The sequence below is a fragment of the Bacillus sp. z60-11 genome (assembly GCF_046464135.1).
In the GTDB taxonomy this organism is placed as follows: domain Bacteria; phylum Bacillota; class Bacilli; order Bacillales; family Bacillaceae; genus Bacillus; species Bacillus sonorensis_A.
In genome coordinates, this window is the sequence record NZ_JBIYSN010000002.1 from 57,266 (window position 1) to 74,007 (window position 16,742).

General features: G+C 46.9%; 19 protein-coding genes. All 19 read right to left on the bottom strand.

Annotated features, from left to right (window positions below):
- Positions 1-8 precede the first annotated feature (8 nt).
- Positions 9-1,124 carry a prephenate dehydrogenase gene (locus ACINLD_RS06950; protein WP_077736579.1) on the bottom strand — a complete coding sequence of 372 codons (1,116 nt, stop codon included), beginning with the start codon at positions 1,122-1,124 and terminating at the stop codon, positions 9-11.
- 49 nt (positions 1,125-1,173) lie between these two features.
- On the bottom strand, positions 1,174-2,256 hold the full coding sequence (hisC, locus tag ACINLD_RS06955; protein ID WP_026587609.1) for a histidinol-phosphate transaminase: 1,083 nt from the start codon (positions 2,254-2,256) through the stop codon (positions 1,174-1,176).
- A 12-nt stretch (positions 2,257-2,268) separates the two neighbouring features.
- On the bottom strand, positions 2,269-3,072 hold the full coding sequence (trpA, locus tag ACINLD_RS06960; RefSeq protein WP_026587610.1) for a tryptophan synthase subunit alpha: 804 nt from the start codon (positions 3,070-3,072) through the stop codon (positions 2,269-2,271).
- Positions 3,041-4,267 (bottom strand): tryptophan synthase subunit beta, encoded by a 1,227-nt coding sequence (gene trpB / locus ACINLD_RS06965; RefSeq protein WP_077736578.1) that lies wholly within the window; start codon positions 4,265-4,267, stop codon positions 3,041-3,043. The genes trpA and trpB overlap by 32 nt, the downstream gene beginning before the upstream one ends.
- Complete coding sequence (locus ACINLD_RS06970) at positions 4,248-4,904, bottom strand: phosphoribosylanthranilate isomerase (RefSeq protein ID WP_026587612.1); 657 nt, start codon at positions 4,902-4,904, stop codon at positions 4,248-4,250. The genes trpB and ACINLD_RS06970 overlap by 20 nt, the downstream gene beginning before the upstream one ends.
- Positions 4,897-5,661 carry an indole-3-glycerol phosphate synthase TrpC gene (trpC, locus tag ACINLD_RS06975; protein ID WP_026587613.1) on the bottom strand — a complete coding sequence of 255 codons (765 nt, stop codon included), beginning with the start codon at positions 5,659-5,661 and terminating at the stop codon, positions 4,897-4,899. The genes ACINLD_RS06970 and trpC overlap by 8 nt, the downstream gene beginning before the upstream one ends.
- Entirely contained in the window at positions 5,654-6,670 is a 1,017-nt protein-coding gene (gene trpD / locus ACINLD_RS06980; RefSeq protein WP_026587614.1) for an anthranilate phosphoribosyltransferase, read from the bottom strand. The genes trpC and trpD overlap by 8 nt, the downstream gene beginning before the upstream one ends.
- On the bottom strand, positions 6,642-8,189 hold the full coding sequence (trpE, locus tag ACINLD_RS06985) for an anthranilate synthase component I (RefSeq protein ID WP_026587615.1): 1,548 nt from the start codon (positions 8,187-8,189) through the stop codon (positions 6,642-6,644). The genes trpD and trpE overlap by 29 nt, the downstream gene beginning before the upstream one ends.
- Positions 8,190-8,432: 243 nt before the next feature.
- Complete coding sequence (gene aroH, locus ACINLD_RS06990) at positions 8,433-8,816, bottom strand: chorismate mutase (protein ID WP_026587616.1); 384 nt, start codon at positions 8,814-8,816, stop codon at positions 8,433-8,435.
- The gene (gene aroB / locus ACINLD_RS06995) at positions 8,813-9,901 is read right to left on the bottom strand and encodes a 3-dehydroquinate synthase (RefSeq protein ID WP_026587617.1); all 1,089 of its coding nucleotides are present in this window, start codon (positions 9,899-9,901) and stop codon (positions 8,813-8,815) included. Before aroB ends, aroH begins: the two co-directional genes overlap by 4 nt.
- Positions 9,901-11,073: a chorismate synthase gene (aroC, locus tag ACINLD_RS07000; protein ID WP_026587618.1), complete on the bottom strand. Its 1,173-nt coding sequence runs from the start codon at positions 11,071-11,073 to the stop codon at positions 9,901-9,903. Before aroC ends, aroB begins: the two co-directional genes overlap by 1 nt.
- Before the next feature lie 71 nt (positions 11,074-11,144).
- A complete protein-coding gene (locus ACINLD_RS07005; protein ID WP_026587619.1) occupies positions 11,145-11,912 on the bottom strand; it encodes a CheR family methyltransferase in 768 nt (255 codons plus the stop codon).
- A 152-nt stretch (positions 11,913-12,064) separates the two neighbouring features.
- Positions 12,065-12,511, bottom strand: a complete 447-nt coding sequence (gene ndk / locus ACINLD_RS07010; protein ID WP_077736577.1) for a nucleoside-diphosphate kinase — start codon at positions 12,509-12,511, stop codon at positions 12,065-12,067.
- A gap of 124 nt (positions 12,512-12,635) precedes the next feature.
- Entirely contained in the window at positions 12,636-13,598 is a 963-nt protein-coding gene (hepT, locus tag ACINLD_RS07015) for a heptaprenyl diphosphate synthase component II (protein ID WP_026587621.1), read from the bottom strand.
- Between the two features lie 29 nt (positions 13,599-13,627).
- Positions 13,628-14,326, bottom strand: coding sequence for a demethylmenaquinone methyltransferase (locus tag ACINLD_RS07020; protein WP_026587622.1), 699 nt, complete (start codon positions 14,324-14,326; stop codon positions 13,628-13,630).
- 5 nt (positions 14,327-14,331) lie between these two features.
- Positions 14,332-15,105 carry a heptaprenyl diphosphate synthase component 1 gene (locus ACINLD_RS07025; RefSeq protein ID WP_026587623.1) on the bottom strand — a complete coding sequence of 258 codons (774 nt, stop codon included), beginning with the start codon at positions 15,103-15,105 and terminating at the stop codon, positions 14,332-14,334.
- Between the two features lie 131 nt (positions 15,106-15,236).
- Positions 15,237-15,467: a trp RNA-binding attenuation protein MtrB gene (mtrB, locus tag ACINLD_RS07030; protein ID WP_026587624.1), complete on the bottom strand. Its 231-nt coding sequence runs from the start codon at positions 15,465-15,467 to the stop codon at positions 15,237-15,239.
- Between the two features lie 21 nt (positions 15,468-15,488).
- Positions 15,489-16,061: a GTP cyclohydrolase I FolE gene (folE, locus tag ACINLD_RS07035; RefSeq protein ID WP_026587625.1), complete on the bottom strand. Its 573-nt coding sequence runs from the start codon at positions 16,059-16,061 to the stop codon at positions 15,489-15,491.
- 195 nt (positions 16,062-16,256) lie between these two features.
- Positions 16,257-16,535, bottom strand: coding sequence for a non-specific DNA-binding protein Hbs (gene hbs / locus ACINLD_RS07040; protein WP_003183006.1), 279 nt, complete (start codon positions 16,533-16,535; stop codon positions 16,257-16,259).
- Between the last annotated feature and the right edge of the window lie 207 nt (positions 16,536-16,742).

The window sequence follows — 16,742 nt, forward strand, 5'->3', positions numbered from 1 at the left end:
GTTCCACCTCAATCAGCGTAAAATGTTTCATATTTTGCGCGCGTTTGAATGCATTTTTCAGCTCGTTTGCGATCTTCGTCAGATTGAAAACTGATCCGGAGAACACCGTTTATCTCTTCCCTTGTCTCGATAATCCGGATGTTCGTGATGCTGATTTGTTCCTCGGCGAGAATCGCCGTTATTTCCGAAATGACCCCCGGATGGTCAGGGACATCGACATAAAGATCGTAAAAGGAAGGGATCGCGCCTTTTTGCCGCAAAGGCAGTTCATCACGGTATTCCTTCGCCTGCCGGAAAAATTCAAACAGCCCGTCTGCATCTTCATTTTCAACAAAAGACTGAATTCTGTCCAGCTCCTGCTTCCATTCGTCAAACCGCTCGATAATTTTGTCTTTATTGTGCAGAAGAATGTCCCGCCACATCGCCGGACTGCTTGAAGCAATCCGCGTAATATCGCGGAAACCGCCTGCGGCAAAACGTTTGACGAGCGGATACTGGTCTTCGAATTTGACCGTCTGGTGGACGAGGCTGGCCGCCACGATGTGAGGGAAATGGCTGATGACGCTTGTGACGGCATCATGCTCTTCCGGAGTCATTTCCACAAACTTTGCATTTGTCCCTTTTAAAAGCTCTTTTAACGAGGCGACGGCTTCTTTGTCGGCGGACCGGGAAGGCGTCAGAATATAGAACGCATTTTCAAACAGCAGTTCTTTGGCAGCGGCTACTCCTGATTTGTGGGAGCCGGCCATCGGATGGCCGCCGATAAACTGATACTCGTTAGGCAAAACTTTTTCAGCATGGCTGACCACCTTCTGCTTTGTACTGCCGACATCGGTAATCAGCATCCTTTTCTTCATGCCGGATGCGGCCAGCTCATCGAGCATGTAGAGCGTCTGTTCGACGGGTGCGGCTAGAATAACCGTCGATGCTTCTTTGATTCCTTCTAAAAAAGAAGCGGCCGGGGCGTCAATGACACCAAGCTTCTGTGCGGCTCTTGCCTGCTCTCCGGAAACATCAAATCCGATGATCCTTCTTTCCGGATGCTCCTTTTTAATAGCTAGGGCAATGGAACCGCCGATTAAGCCCAAGCCGGCCAAAAATATCGTTTCATTTGATTGAGTCATGATTATCACCTGGTTCAATAGACTAAAGAGGTGACTGAAACATCACCTCTTACAACATACCGGCTAAAGTTTTTAAAAACGCTTCGTTTTGTTGTTTCGTGCCGACGGAAATTCTGATATAAGTCGGGAAGCCGAGCGCATTTCCGGATCTGACGATATAGCCCTTTGTAAGCAGTTCGCGGAAGAGATCGTCGCCATTCCGCTTAAAGTCGATCAGCACAAAGTTCGTTTGTGAAGGAAAATACTTCAGCCCATGCTCAGAGCAGAAATCGTAGTACTGCTTAAGCCCTTCATTGTTTTTCCTAACACAATCTTTGATAAACGCCTGGTCGCCAAGGGCGGCCAGCGCGGCAGCCTGACCAAGCCGATTTGTATTAAACGGCTGTCTCGCCGGTTCAATCGCCTGAACCAGCTGTTCTGAAGCGATGCCGTATCCGACCCTTAAAGCAGCCAAACCGTATGCTTTGGAAAACGTTCTGAGAATCATCAGATTCGGGTAGCGTTTTAAAAGCGGAATGGTCTCCGGATAATCCTCTGCTGTTACATATTCATAATACGCTTCATCGACAACAATGAGCACGTGCTCCGGCACTTTTTCCAAAAAGCGGAGCAGCTTTTGCTCTGATTCATAAGTGCCGGTCGGGTTATTCGGGCTGCAAACCCAGACGACCTTCGTTTGTTCATCGATCGCCTCAAGCATGGAATCGAGATCATGACATCCGTCCTCAAGCAGATCGATTTCCCGGATCTCTGCACCTTCGATGACTGCATTATGTTTGTATTGTGAGAATGTCGGGTTCGCCATGACGGTGTTTAGACCCGGCCCCAGCAAAGAACGGGAGATGATCTGAATGACCTCATCTGTCCCGTTTCCTAAGATGATGTTCGTTTCGTTTACGCCAAGGTGCCCCGCAAGCTTTGTTCTCAGTGCGGCGCTATAGCCGTCTGGATAAAGCGCCATTTGCTGGATTTCAGTCTGAATCGCTTCTTTGGCCGCTTCTGAACAGCCGTACGGATTTTCGTTTGAAGCAAGCTTGACGACTTTTTCCAGATTGAATTCTTTTTTGACCGCTTCAATCGGTTTGCCTGGCTGGTAAGGCTTTAACTGCTTTAATTGTTCTTTGATTTGCAAGATGCTGTCACCTCATTTTACCATGTGCGATACGCTGAATGTTTTAGCGTATTCCTCAAACGTTTTTAGGGCTTGCTCTCTTGTCTCGAGATTTGTGAGATCTTCTTTCAGCTCCTCGATTTTTCTGACAAGAGCGCTTCCTACGACAACACCGTCTGACAGTTCGTTCATCATCTCCACTTGTTTAAAGCTGGAAATCCCAAAACCGACGGCAACAGGGACGGAGCTTTTTTCTTTTACAGATCTGATAAATGAAGAAACAGAATCGTCAAATTCGTTGCGCACACCTGTGACACCGAGCGAAGACACGCAATAGACAAACCCTTCGGCCTGCTCTGCGATTTTTTGAATGCGGTTTTCGCTTGTCGGCGCGACAAGCGAAATATATGTGATACCTTGCTTCTTACACTCCTGCTGCAAATATACGCTTTCTTCAAAAGGCAGATCCGGAACTAAAAGTCCGTCAATTTGATTTTGTCGCAGTAAAGCGAAAAAGTGATCTGTATCTAATTGTAACACAGGATTGTAATACGTAAAGAGAATAATCGGGATATGGACGCCGTTTTTTTTCATTTCACCGCCGAGCTTGATCGCTTTTACAATGTTCATATCGTTGTCAAGCGCGCGTTTGGAAGCGCGCTGAATAACGGGTCCGTCGGCAAGCGGATCAGAATATGGAACACCGAGTTCAAGAGCCGATGCGCCCGCTTCCTGAAGGGATTTTGCCAGTTCGATCGAAACCTCCGGCAGCGGATCTCCGGCTGTAATAAACGGAACGAATAGTTTATCTGACGACTGATTTTTCAGATTGAACATCTTTATTCACCTCTTCTTCCAACACCTTCATCAAGGTGTGGACGTCTTTGTCTCCCCTGCCTGACAGGCAAACCAGAATACTTTTTTCTCCCGGCATTTCTTGTGCCATTTCAAATGCTTTAGCCAACGCATGGGCCGACTCGATCGCCGGCAAAATGCCCTCTGTCTCCGCAAGTTTTTTTAATGCCGAGACAGCCTCGCCGTCTGTTACCGATTCATAGCGGACGCGGCCTGTATGATGAAGATGGGCGTGCTCAGGACCGACGCCCGGATAGTCGAGTCCGGCCGAGATGGAATACGGTTCAATGATCTGACCGTATTCATCTTGAAGCAGATAGGTCAAAGAGCCGTGTATCACACCTTTGGTACCTTTTGTAATCGTGGCGGCATGAAGGGGCGTGTTGACGCCTTTGCCCGCAGCTTCAACACCGATCAGCTCGACAGGCTCTTCAATAAATGAAGTGAACATCCCGATTGCATTGCTTCCGCCGCCGACACAGGCGACCACTTTATCGGGAAGTTTCCCCTCCGTTTCATAAAACTGCGCCTTCGCTTCATCACCGATCATCCGCTGAAATTCTCTTACAATATAAGGGTATGGATGCGGCCCGACAACTGACCCGATCATATAAAAATGATCCTGGCAATGCTGGACCCAGTATCTGATCGCTTCGTTTGTCGCGTCTTTCAACGTTCCATTTCCGCTTGAGACCGGGACGACTTCCGCCCCCAAAAGCTTCATGCGGAAAACATTGAGCGACTGTCTTGCAACATCTTCCTCACCCATAAACACGATGCACGACATGCCGAACTTTGCGGCCACGGTTGCCGCGGCGACTCCGTGCTGTCCGGCACCTGTTTCAGCGATCAGCTTCGTTTTTCCCATTTTCTTAGCGAGCAGCGCCTGGCCGAGCGCGTTGTTGATTTTATGGGCGCCGGTATGGTTCAAATCCTCGCGCTTCAAATAAATTTTCGCTCCGCCCAAGCGCTTTGTCAGCTGGTCTGCAAAGGTCAGAGCGGTCGGGCGTCCCGAATATTCAAATAACAGTTTTTTGTATTCCTCTTGAAATGAAGGATCATCTTTTAATTGACGAAACGCTTTTTCGATTTCTTCCAAAGGCTGCATGAGTGTTTCCGGAACAAACTTCCCGCCAAAATCACCAAATCTGCCTTGTTCATTCGGATATGAATACATGATTGTACATCCTTTCTTCTAAAAGGTTGATCAGCTTTCCGCTTTTATGCCCGTTCTCTTCAATTCCGCTTGCCAGATCGATGCCCGGCGGCTCCCAGCGCAGAAGATCTGCTACGCTTTCGGGATTGACGCCTCCGGCAATCAACAGGCGCTTACCTGCCCCGGCAGCCGTTTCTTTATATTCCGGGACGCTTTCCCATGAAAATGAAATGCCTGTTCCTCCCCTCATGCCCTTTACGGAAGAGTCAATGACAAACCCGTCTGCATAGGGTGCGGCGGCTTTCATTTTCGCGATCGTTTCGCTACCGTGGTGAAGCGCCTTCCAAATCTCGCAATCTGTTATACTTCTGAGATGCTTGATATCCTCCACCGTTTCATCCCCGTGAAGCTGAATGACGTCCAACCGAACGTCTTTTACAATTTCGGCGATGCGGCGGCAATCCTCATTGACAAACACGCCGACAAGCTTTTTTTCTCCCGTATCAACCTGACTGCGCCAGCTTTTCACAACGGCGGGATCTGCCGCCCGTTTGCTGTCCGCAAAAATAAATCCAAGGTAGTCCGCCTTCGATCGGACCGTCAGCCGCAAATCTTCCAAAGAATGAATCCCGCAATATTTTAAGCTTGGTCTATTCATCGCCGGCTTCTCCGAATAAAGCATGGACCGCTTTCAGCTGTGACGCCTCTCTCATCAAGGATTCCCCGACAAGTACGGCTTGCGCCCCACAGGCTTTAACAAATGTGAGATCCTCCTTTTTGCCGATGCCGCTTTCGCTGACAAGAACGGTGCCGTCCGGAACCAGTTTCGCGACCTGTTCCGTCTGGCTGACGGAAGTTTCAAAGGTTTTTAGATTTCGGTTGTTCACACCTATGATCTCAGGCGTAAAGACGTTTAAGATCCCTTCAAGCGTCCCTTCCCCATGAACTTCAACGAGCACATCCATTCCTTTTTCAACAGCTTCTTCATGAAGTTCGAATAGTTTTCCGGGCTCAAGCGCCTCGCCGATCAGCAGGATCGCATCAGCTCCGATGCGGCTCGCTTCTTCAACCTGAATCGAATCGATGATAAAGTCCTTTCGCAAAACAGGCAGGGAAACCGTGCGCTTCACCGCTGACAAATAATCGTTTCTTCCTTGAAAAAAAGGAGCGTCCGTCAGCACAGACAAACAATCGGCGCCCGCCTGTTCGTATTGTTTCGCAATCGCTTCCGGCTGAAAATCCGCTTGGATGACTCCTTTTGAAGGAGAAGCTTTTTTGACTTCGGCGATTAACGCGACAAATCGGTTTGGAGACAGGAGAGCCTTTTTAAATGACCGCTTCGGCAGATTCAGATCCTCCGGCAGCATGATATTCAACAGATCTTCCCGTTTTCTTTCAATAATTTGATTAAGCATACATCTCTTCCTCTTTCTGTTTTAATCGCTCCAGCTGGCTGAGCGCTTCACCGCTTGCGATGGTTTCAAGCGCCATTTCAACCCCTTCTTTCAAACCGCCCGCCTGACCGGCGACATACAAAGCGGCTCCGGCGTTGAACGCAGCGATGTGAAGCGCCGATTCAGCACTCCGGTTTTTCAGGATATCGATGATGAGGCGGCCGCTCTCTTCAGGCGTCTCTACCTGGATATCGCTAAACTTCCCCGCCGGCAGCCCCACATCGTTCGGGTCGACGGTATATTCATATCTTTTGCCGTCTTTCAGTTCTATCACATCTGTCGGCGATGTGATGGACAGCTCATCAAGGCCGTCCCTGCTGGAAACCAACAGGACATGATCCGGTTCAAAGGATTCTAAAGCTCCGGCCATCAGCTTCGCTTTCTCAAAGGAGTAGACGCCGATGACCTGGCGTTTCGCCTTCATCGGGTTGCTGAGCGGTCCAAGCAGATTAAACACCGTTCTAAATCCGAGAGCCTTTCTCGGCACGGTGACATGCTTCATGGAAGAATGATAGCTTGGCGCATATAAGAACCCCATATTGCGCCGTTCAATACTGCGTTTTGTTTCCTCAGGCGTCGTCTGTATGGAAACGCCGAGGTATTCCAGCACGTCCGCACTCCCGCTTTTCGAAGAAACCGATCGATTTCCGTGTTTGGCAATTTTAGCCCCGGCGGCTGACGCAATAATGGCTGCAGCAGTGGAAATGTTGAAAGTCGAATTGCCGTCTCCACCCGTCCCGCACGTATCGACAACACGTTCAGGACCGGCGATTGTAAAAGCTTTCTCCCGCATCGCTCTGACAAAACCGGTGACTTCTTCGACGGTCTCCCCCCGGTAGGCGAGAACGGATAGCAGCCCTCCAATTTCAGCTTCAGTCAGTTCACCGTTCATCATCAGATGCATGATGTTGTTCGCTTCTTCTTCATTCAGTGTGCGGCCATTAACGCATGATTTCAGCAGTTCGTTCATTGCCGTCCTCCTCCTTTTCCAGAAACATATCCTCAGCTATTTGGATCGTTTTCAGCAAAGCACCGGCCTTATTACACGTTTCTTCCCATTCATTTTCGGGGACTGAATCAGCCACAATCCCCGCACCGGCCTGGATGGAGGCCACACCGTCTTTGACGCTCATCGTGCGGATCGTAATGCAAGAGTCAATATTGCCGTCAAAGCCGATATAAGCGATGCATCCTCCATACGTTTCCCTCGGGGCGGGCTCCAGCTCATTTAAAAGCTGCATCGCCCTGATTTTCGGCGCCCCTGTCAGCGTGCCGGCGGGAAAAGCGCTCATTAAAGCGTCAACCGGATGGACATCTGCTTTCAGCGAACCGGTTACGATCGATATAATGTGCATGACATGGGAGAAGGAAACGATTTTTGTAAACTCGGGCACCTGAACCGATCCGTATTCGGCGACTCTGCCGATGTCGTTTCTCGCCAAATCGACGAGCATATAGTGCTCGGCTTTTTCTTTTTCATCTGCCAAAAGCTCTTTTTTCAGGCGCTCGTCTTCGGCATGGTCTGCTCCTCTTTTTCTCGTTCCGGCGATCGGATGGATTTCAAGATGGCCGTTTTGGACGTGGATCAGCCGTTCCGGGGAGCTTCCGACAAGCTCGCGGTCAGGCAGCTTGATATAGTACATGTATGGCGACGGATTGATCATTCTCAGCACTCTGTACAGCTCGAAGGAACTGACATTGACCGGGATATCAAACCTTTGGGAAAGCACTCCTTGAAAGATGTCCCCCGCTCTAATGTACTCTTTTAATCGTTCGACATCGGCTAAAAACTGCGGTTTTTCATATGTTGATTGAACATGTTCAAAGCTTGGAGTGTCATACCGTCCTTGCGGGAGAAAAAGCTCTTTCGCCGTTTTTCGGTCTGCCAGCCTTTTTGTAAGTTTTTTCAGCTCATTTTTAGCCTGTTGAAACAACAGCGATTTTTCGTTCTCTGTTTCACTGCCGTTAAGCCTTACATATTGAATAAAGTGCAGTTTTTTCTGCTCATGATCATAAGCGATCATGGTGCTGCAGACAAACAGCAGACATTTTGCCATCTCTGTTTCCTTTTCATGCCTTTTGATGGCCGGCTCAACAAGCGGCATCAGATCATAGCTTAAATAACCTACGGCGCCGCCGGTAAACGGTATATCAAGATCAGGCGCCTTAATTAAGCATGTTTCCGACATCCATTGAAGAACTTCCTTTAGCTGTGAAGCGGTGTATAGCTTCTCCATGTCCTCTCCGCAAGCATGAAACCGACCGCATTCTTCTTTAATCGTCAAAAAAGGGCGGAGTCCGATAAACGAATATCTTGACCATGCCGATGTGTCGTCTTTGCTTTCCAGCAAATACACGATGTCATTTTCAAGCTTTTCAACCATTTGAACAGGTGTCAGCGTATCGACGGAAAAGCTTTCTATAATGGGAATCGTTCTAAAATGTGAAGTGTCCTCCATAAACGAGGAAAAATCGCTTTGATATGTCAATGGTTTCTCACTCCTTTTTCAGGCGGAGGAGAATGAGAAGAAGCCTCTGAGGCAGACAAATTGATTGAAATGTGGGGAATAATAAACAAACCCAAAAGAACAGCGTCTTTTGGGTAGAATTTGATAAACGTTTTGTCTCAGCTCATCTCAACTCATTCTCTAACTACCCTAGTCTCATACTCAGCTTTCATTGTCAAACCTATATACACACTCCTGTGTATTTCCAAGGTTTCTACAATCGTATTACAATTCAGTCTTTTTTGTCAATGATAAATCTGGTCTGAGTGTCACCGCTTTTTCCAAATAGACGTGCCGGACTTCATCCTGGCGCTTTTCGGTCTGAACCGTCATCATCACCCTGATGCATTGTTTAAGACCATGCTCAACATCCATTTCCTGCATGCACATGACGGGGACGTGCTGCCAACCGTCAAACGTTCTGACGACTTTGGCAGGAAAAGCGGCGTGAATGTCGGAAGTAGCCGAGATCAAAATCTGCACCACTTGCTCAGGTTCGATTTTATTTTCAACAATCATTTTTTCGATCAGCTGCTTCGTTTTCGCCGTGATCTCTTTGTCTGTATCTTGTTCAACAGTTGTCGCTCCCCGAATCCCGCGCATCATCATTCGTCTCCCTCCAATCTCCACAGATTCAGCCATCGTTCGATTTCCCGAGCTTCAAAGGAGCTGAGATGTACACTGCCGATCTCATCAAGCAGGACAAATTGAATGATTCCACCGCGCGTTTTTTTGTCATTCATCATTCGGTTGACCAGCGCTTCTGTTGATATCTCTTTTTTCACGCTTCCCGGGTAGCCGAGCTTTTGCAGCCAGTTTGACATGCCTTTGACATCAATCGGAGCATTCAGGACCTTTTCACTGACAAACAAGGCGAATTGCATGCCTAAGGCAACGGCGTCTCCATGCGTGATCTCTCCATATCCATATTCGGCTTCAACAGCATGGCCGAGCGTATGCCCAAAGTTTAAAAAGGCTCTGATTCCGGCTTCACGCTCATCTTTTGAGACGATCGCCGCTTTTATCGAAATGCCTTTATAAACCATTTCATTCAGCTGTTCATTTGTCACTTCTTCGATCGAGTCTATTTTCAGAAGGTCTTGCAAGAACGATTCGTCGTGAATAAAAGCGTGCTTGATGACTTCGGCCATCCCCGACCTCATTTCTTTTTCAGGGAGAGTTGCCAGGCATTCCGTATCGTAAATCACCGCTTTCGGCTGATGGAAAGCGCCGATTAAGTTTTTGCCGAGCGGATGGTTGATGGCGACTTTGCCGCCGACCGCGCTGTCATGTGAAAGCAGAGTCGTCGGGAATTGAACATAATCGATGCCTCTCATAAAAGTCGAAGCCACAAATCCCGCAAGATCACCGACGACACCTCCGCCCAGCGCCAAAATGCATGATGAACGGTCAAGCTGAAACTGAATGGCTTCCGTTTGCAGCATCATGAACATATCGATCGATTTGGCCTGCTCGCCGCTGGGGACGGCTACCTTCTTCACTTGCCATCTGCTTTGGAGTAGATTGAACAGCTCTGTTCCGTAGCGTTTGTCAACTTCTTCATCGGTAATCAAAAGCAGTTTTGTCATGGGAAGGTTTAAAGATGACAAAAGCTCAGCCGCGTTTTTTCTGATTCCCCCTCCGATAAAAACCGGGTAAGACAGAGATGCGGTTTCGATTTGAAGTGATTTCATTAAAACTCCCTCGCAAGTCTTCTCATTTTCTCGACGTTTTCAGCGATGCGATCCATTTGATCGACGCCAAACTGTTCGACGACCGCATTGGCGATCTCCCATGCCACTACAGCTTCTGCCACAACGCTTGCCGCAGGGACAGCACAGGAATCGGAACGTTCAATGCTGGCTGTGAACGGCTCTTTCGTCTCGATGTCAACGCTTTTCAGCGGTTTATATAATGTCGGAATCGGCTTCATAACGCCTCTGACGACAATCGGCATGCCTGTTGTCATTCCGCCTTCAAGTCCGCCCAGACGGTTCGTGGCCCGCGTATAGCCTTTTTGTTCATCCCAAATAATTTCGTCATGGACTTCACTGCCGTTTTTCCTTGCCGCTTCAAAACCGATGCCAAATTCAACGCCTTTAAATGCATTGATGCTTAAAACAGCAGCCGCGAGCTTGCTGTCGAGTTTCCTGTCATAATGAACATAGCTGCCGACTCCGACCGGAACTCCTTCGACGATCACTTCGACGATTCCGCCGATGGAATCTCCGTTTGCTTTCGCCTCGTCGATCGCTGCCATCATTTTTTTGCCCGCTTCCTCGTCATAGCATCTGACAGGAGATTCTTCCGTCACTTTTTGCAGCTCTTCGATTGAAGCGTAATTTGTTTGTTCGGCCTTGACGCCGCCGATTTCAAGCACATGGCCGGCCACTTTTATGCCGAGCTGTGAGAGAATCTTTTTAGCGACAGCACCCGCCGCAACCCGAACGGTTGTCTCCCTTGCGGAAGAACGCTCAAGCACATTTCGCATATCCCTGTGGCCGTATTTGATCGCGCCGTTTAAATCGGCATGACCAGGTCTCGGCCTTGAAATCTGGCGCTTCATTTCGCTTTCCTCTTCGGCTGTAATCGGTTCGGAGCCCATGATTTTCGTCCAATGCTTCCAGTCATTGTTTTCAACGACAAGGGCGATCGGCGATCCGAGAGAACGCCCGTGCCTTACGCCGCTTGTAATTTGCGCCTCATCTTTTTCAATTTGCATCCGCCGTCCGCGACCGTAGCCTTTTTGACGTCTCTGCAGCTCATAGCTGATGTCTTCTTTCGTGATTTGAAGTCCTGCTGGAACCCCTTCAATAATTGTCGTAAGCTGCGGGCCGTGAGATTCCCCGGCTGTTAAATACCTCATGCTTTCGTTCTCCCTTCATCACATTAACGCTTTTAAGTAAAACTATAACATAACCTCTTATAAAAAGTCAGCTAACTTTTTTGATAGAAAAACGTATCTGTTGACCGGAAACCGTATTTTTCCGGATTGAAGATCTGTTCGGTGCTTCCCACAAACAAAACGCCGTTTTTCTTCAGACTTTTGCCGAATTTATGATAGATCGTCTCTTTCGCATCCTCCGTAAAATAGATTAATACGTTTCGGCATACGATAATATCAAAGTCTTTTTCGTAAGGATCAGCCAATAAATTGTGTTTTTGAAAGCGGATGTTTTTTCGAATGTCATCTTTAACGGTAAAACGGCTTCCATTTTGTGTGAAAAACCGTTCCTTCATTTCTTTCGGCACTTCCTGCAGGGATCTCTCCTGATAAATTCCTTCTTTTGCTTTGGCAAGCACCTTGTCATCAATATCAGTGGCGATGATTTGATAGTCTGACAGATCCTTCTGCCTGCTTAAAATCATCGATAATGTATAAGGCTCTTCTCCCGTTGAGCACGCCGCACTCCAAACCTTCAGTGTTTTGGAAGGCTTTAACAGCGGAAGAATCGTTCTCTCGAGCACATCCCATCTTTTATAGTTTCTGTAAAATTCAGAAACATTAATCGTCATCCTGTCTAACGTCTCCTGCAGAAGACGGTCATTCTTTTCAAGGGCGAGAGCAAACTCCCGAAAATCGCCAAATCCCTTCTTTTCATAAAGGGATGTCAGCCTTCTTTTCATTTGCGCCTCTTTATATAATGCCAAGTCAACACCCGTCATTTTTTTCCATTTATCAACGAAGAAGCTGTAATTGTCCATGTTTTCTCTCCTAATCCATCATGCTGATATGACTACAATTATAGCCTGTTTTCCTGAGAATTTGTACGTTTAAAATGAAAAAACGCCCGCTTCTTCGAAAAAGGGAAAGCAGACGTTAAGTTCCATATAAAAAATCAGCTTTTCAGCTGATTTTAGTAGATCCATTGGTTCATTAATTTTTCGTGTTCAACAAGTTCATCCTGTTTAAAAAACAAATTGATTTCGCGAAGTGCGCTTTCAGGAGAATCTGAACCGTGAATGATATTTTTCCCGACAATCATGCCGAAATCCCCGCGAATTGTACCCGGAAGCGCTTCCTTAGGATTCGTTTTCCCGATCAGCTGCCTGGCGATCGCAATCGCGTCTTCACCTTCCCATACCATGGCAAATACGGGACCGGATGTGATAAAGTCAACAAGCTCTCCGAAAAAAGGCTTCTCTTTATGCTCTTTATAATGCTCGCCTGCCGTCTCCTCTGAGACCTTCATCAGCTTGGCTCCGACTAAATGTAAGCCCTTACGTTCGAATCTTGACAAAATCTCGCCGATCAGCTGACGCTGAACGCCATCAGGTTTTACCATTACAAAGGTTTTTTCCATATTCGATTCTCCACCCCACTGTTATGTATAGGCTTTCAACACTACATCGGAAATATAACATTTTTCAATCAATTAATCAATAAAGGGTGGAGAATATTCATACTTTTGACTCAATTGCCGCCGCCTAGAATTTTCGTTTGCCAATATATTTCGCAATTTGTCCCAACGCTTTCCTGGCGCGGCTTTTCGGAAGCGTTTCAAGCAGGCGGAACGCCTTATTTAAATACATTTCACTGACTTTGAACGATTGTTCAATAGCATCGGTTTGTTTCAGATCTTCGATCAGCGGTTTGATTTGTTCAGGTGTCGTTTCACTGTTGACCAGCTTTAGGCGGGCTTTCAGTTCAGGCGATTTGAGCGCGTACAGAACAGGAAGCGTAACATTCCCCTGAAGCAAATCGCTGCCTACGGGCTTGCCAAGCTCTTCTGCGCTGGATGTAAAGTCGAGAATGTCATCAATGATCTGGTAAGACATTCCAACATAGTAACCAAACCAGTAAAGGGTTTGATGAATCTTTTCTCCGGCGCCGGCGGCGATGGCTCCAAGCTGGCAGCTCGACGCGATCAAAAGCGCCGTCTTGCGTTTGATCCGCCTTAAATAGGTTCTGAGGTTCTGCTCCATGTTATATTTATCTTTAATTTGTTCAATTTCTCCAAGACAGACTTCAACGATCGCCTTGGATAAAATTTCGTGGGCTTTCGGCTCGTTTATTTTTGTCATGGATTCCAGCGAACGGGCGAACAGATAATCGCCGGTATACATCGCAATCCGGTTATCCCACTTCGCTTTGATTGTCGGCTGTCCCCTTCTCAGCTCCGCATCATCGATGACATCGTCGTGGACGAGCGAAGCCATATGTATCAATTCCAATGAAACGGCGACATTTTTAATTTTGCTAATGTCGTATTCACCAAACATGCCGGAAAGCAGAACGAACACAGGACGGATCCGTTTGCCCCCGGCCTGCAGCAAATGAAGGCTCGCTTCACTCAGCAAAGGATAGTCGGAGTGCACGGTTCTTTCCAGCTCTTTTTCTATTAAATCAATATCGTCATTCAAAAAAGAATATAACGTTGTCAATTTCATTTCGATTCACCCGAGAGTTTCAGTAGTCATCATCGCTTCCAGCCGACATGTGTAGCAGCTACACCGCCTGTAAAGGGATGATATTGAACATTTTCTAATCCGGCCTTTTCAAATAAAGCGGCAAGCTCTTTCATACCCGGAAATTCCCTGGCGGACTCTTGAAGCCAGGAATACTCTTTATAGCTTTTGGCAAAGAGCTTTCCAAACACAGGCATAATAAAGCGGAAATACAGAAAGTAAAGCTGTTTGAATCCGAACATTTCCGGCTGGGACGTTTCAAGGCATATGACCCGACCGCCCGGTTTCGTGACCCGGGCCATCTCTTTTAGGACAGTTAAATAGTCAGGTACATTGCGAAGGCCGAAGCCGATGGTGACATAGTCGAACGTATTGTCCGGAAATGGAAGCTCCATCGCATTACCGTGGATCAGTTCGATCTGGCTGTAGTTCTTTGTTTTTTGCTCGGCGATGCTCAGCATATTTTTGCTGAAATCAAGGCCTTTGATCTCGCCATTTTCTCCGGCAGCATCCGCCAGCGCGATCGTCCAGTCCGCCGTTCCGCAGCATACATCAAGCGCTTTGGCTCCTTTTGGAACATTCATGATCCGCATCGTTTTGTCGCGCCATTTTTTATGCTGCCTGAAGCTGATAACGGAATTCATCTGATCGTAATTTTTATAAATTTTTTCAAACACGCCATGTACGCGCTGTTCTTTTGACTGCTCCATGATGGTTACCCTTCTTCCACTTTCTGATGATAAGTTCGTTTTTCAGGCCTGATCGCTTGCAGGCGGTCCAAAAGCCATTTCTGAAAGGCCGGCTTCTTTGCAAGGGATTGGTCAATCTGCAGCTTGGCTTTTGCATAAGCCGCGTCTGCCAATTGCCCGCATGAAGCCTCTTCCGGAAACTCTTCCTTTAAAATCGTCTCAAGCAAACGGGAGTCCGAAGCTTTTTCTTCGGCCGCAAACCTTTTAAACACAAGAAAGTCGTTGGCAGCTGTTTTCCAGTGAGGCAGATAAAAGTGGTCGGCGAGATGATGAAAAAGGGCAGCTTCTACGATGCTGACGCTTTTTGTCAGGCTGTTTAAGTCTTTTGCGGAATGATCATAAAGCCTAATTTTGTGTTCATTGATTTCTTTAATAGCGGCAGCCAGCGTCCGAATCATATAGATATCCTTCATTCCCGATAACAGGGAATAGTACATGCCGCTGAAATAGTCCCCGGCCAAAACCGTCAGCTGCCGGTTTTTATAGTCATCTTGCTTGATTGAAGCTGCGGTCGTGACTTCATCATGGGTGTCAAGGGCTGTTTGAACAAGCATCGCCGTTAAAATGTAATTTTCTTTGTCAGCTTCTTTTAATTCCGTTTCATCAAACAGGGCATAAAAAAGAAACAGCTTATCCTCATCCACTTTTGGCGCAGTCAAATGCTTGGCCAGATAAGGATGTGAGAGCTTTTGATTCAGCTTGAATTTCAAATGAGATAATTGTCCGTAGATGTCTTGCAAAGATATCACCCTTGTCCCAAAATTCGCAGTTTTTCTCATGATTGATTATATGCAGCGGAGAAAGTTTTAGTATATCATACTATGATAAAAAATAATCTTTTACGGCGCCTGAATAGGCTGAAAGATGTGCGCTATTTTTTCGCTTCGCTTTTCATTTCGCCGTAAGCTGTTTGAATCAAAGCCTCGCCGCGCACCTTTATGGCGGAGGTATGCTCTGTAAACTGGCAGATCATCACTTCGCCTTTGTCGAGCTTTTCAGAATGATGAAATCTCGTGTCTGTTCCTCTCGTGAGGCCGATCACGTTTACGCCGTCTTCAACGGCCTTGATCACCACATAGTCATTCGATTGAATATTGCTCATGTTCATCGCACCTTCTCATTTTTAATCGTGATGTTTAATGAGCTCCAATACTTCGGAGCGAGCGGCTACATCTTGTCTGAATGTTCCTCTTACAGCAGAGGTGACGGTTTTGGCCCCGGGCTTTTTCACGCCCCGCATCGTCATGCACATATGCTCAGCTTCAACGACGACCATCACGCCATGAGGCGTCAGCGTGTCCACGATGCTGTCTGCAATTGTCGACGTAATCCGTTCCTGCAGCTGCGGACGCTTCGCCACCGCTTCAACTGCTCTCGCCAGTTTGCTGAGACCGGTGACTTTTCCCCCCTTGGGAATATAAGCGACATGCGCTTTCCCGTAAAAAGGAACCAAATGATGTTCACACATGGAATAAAAGGGAATATCTTTAACAAGAACAAGCTCTTCGTGGTCTTCGCCAAAAATCGTTTTAAAATGCTCTTTCGGATCTTCGTTTAGACCCGCAAATACTTCGGCATACATCTTCGCGACCCGTTTTGGTGTATCAAGAAGGCCTTCGCGGTTCGGGTCTTCACCGATCGCTTCCAAAATCTGACGGACAGCTTGTTCAATTTGTTCTTTGTTGATTTCTCTCATTGTATTATCCTCCAGAAACGCATACATTTAATTCAGATTCTAGCACAATTCAGCTTATAAAAGCAAAATGAAAGGTATTGAACCGGGAAAAAAGAATCTCATCTGAAAAATATGAAAAGCCCCTTTTAAAAGGGGCTTTCCTGTGAAGAAACAATACGGTATGTATAACGCGTAAAAAACGGCATATACATACGATTATTTGCCTGCTACAGCATCTTTAAGCGCTTTACCTGGTTTGAAAGCAGGCACTTTGCTTGCAGGGATTTCGATTTCTTCACCTGTTTGAGGGTTGCGTCCTTTACGAGCAGAGCGCTCACGAACCTCGAAGTTACCGAAACCGATCAATTGAATTTTTTCACCGTTTTTAAGTGCATCTAAAATTGTATCAAAAACAGAATCAACTGCTTTGGTAGCGTCTTTTTTAGATAATTCGCTTGCTTCTGCAACCGCATTGATTAGTTCTGTCTTGTTCATGCATTTCACCTCCTCCCAAAAGATATCAATCAATAGATTATCATCATTTCTTCACAGTTCAACCTGTTTCTATACCTGTTTGAACAGAAATTTCAACTCAATATAGAAAAGGCATTTCACAGCTTTCAGGTGAAAATTTCACTTTTAGAGGAACGATTGTCCAACAAAGTGAAGATTTTCTGTATGTAGATTAACACATATGAAAAG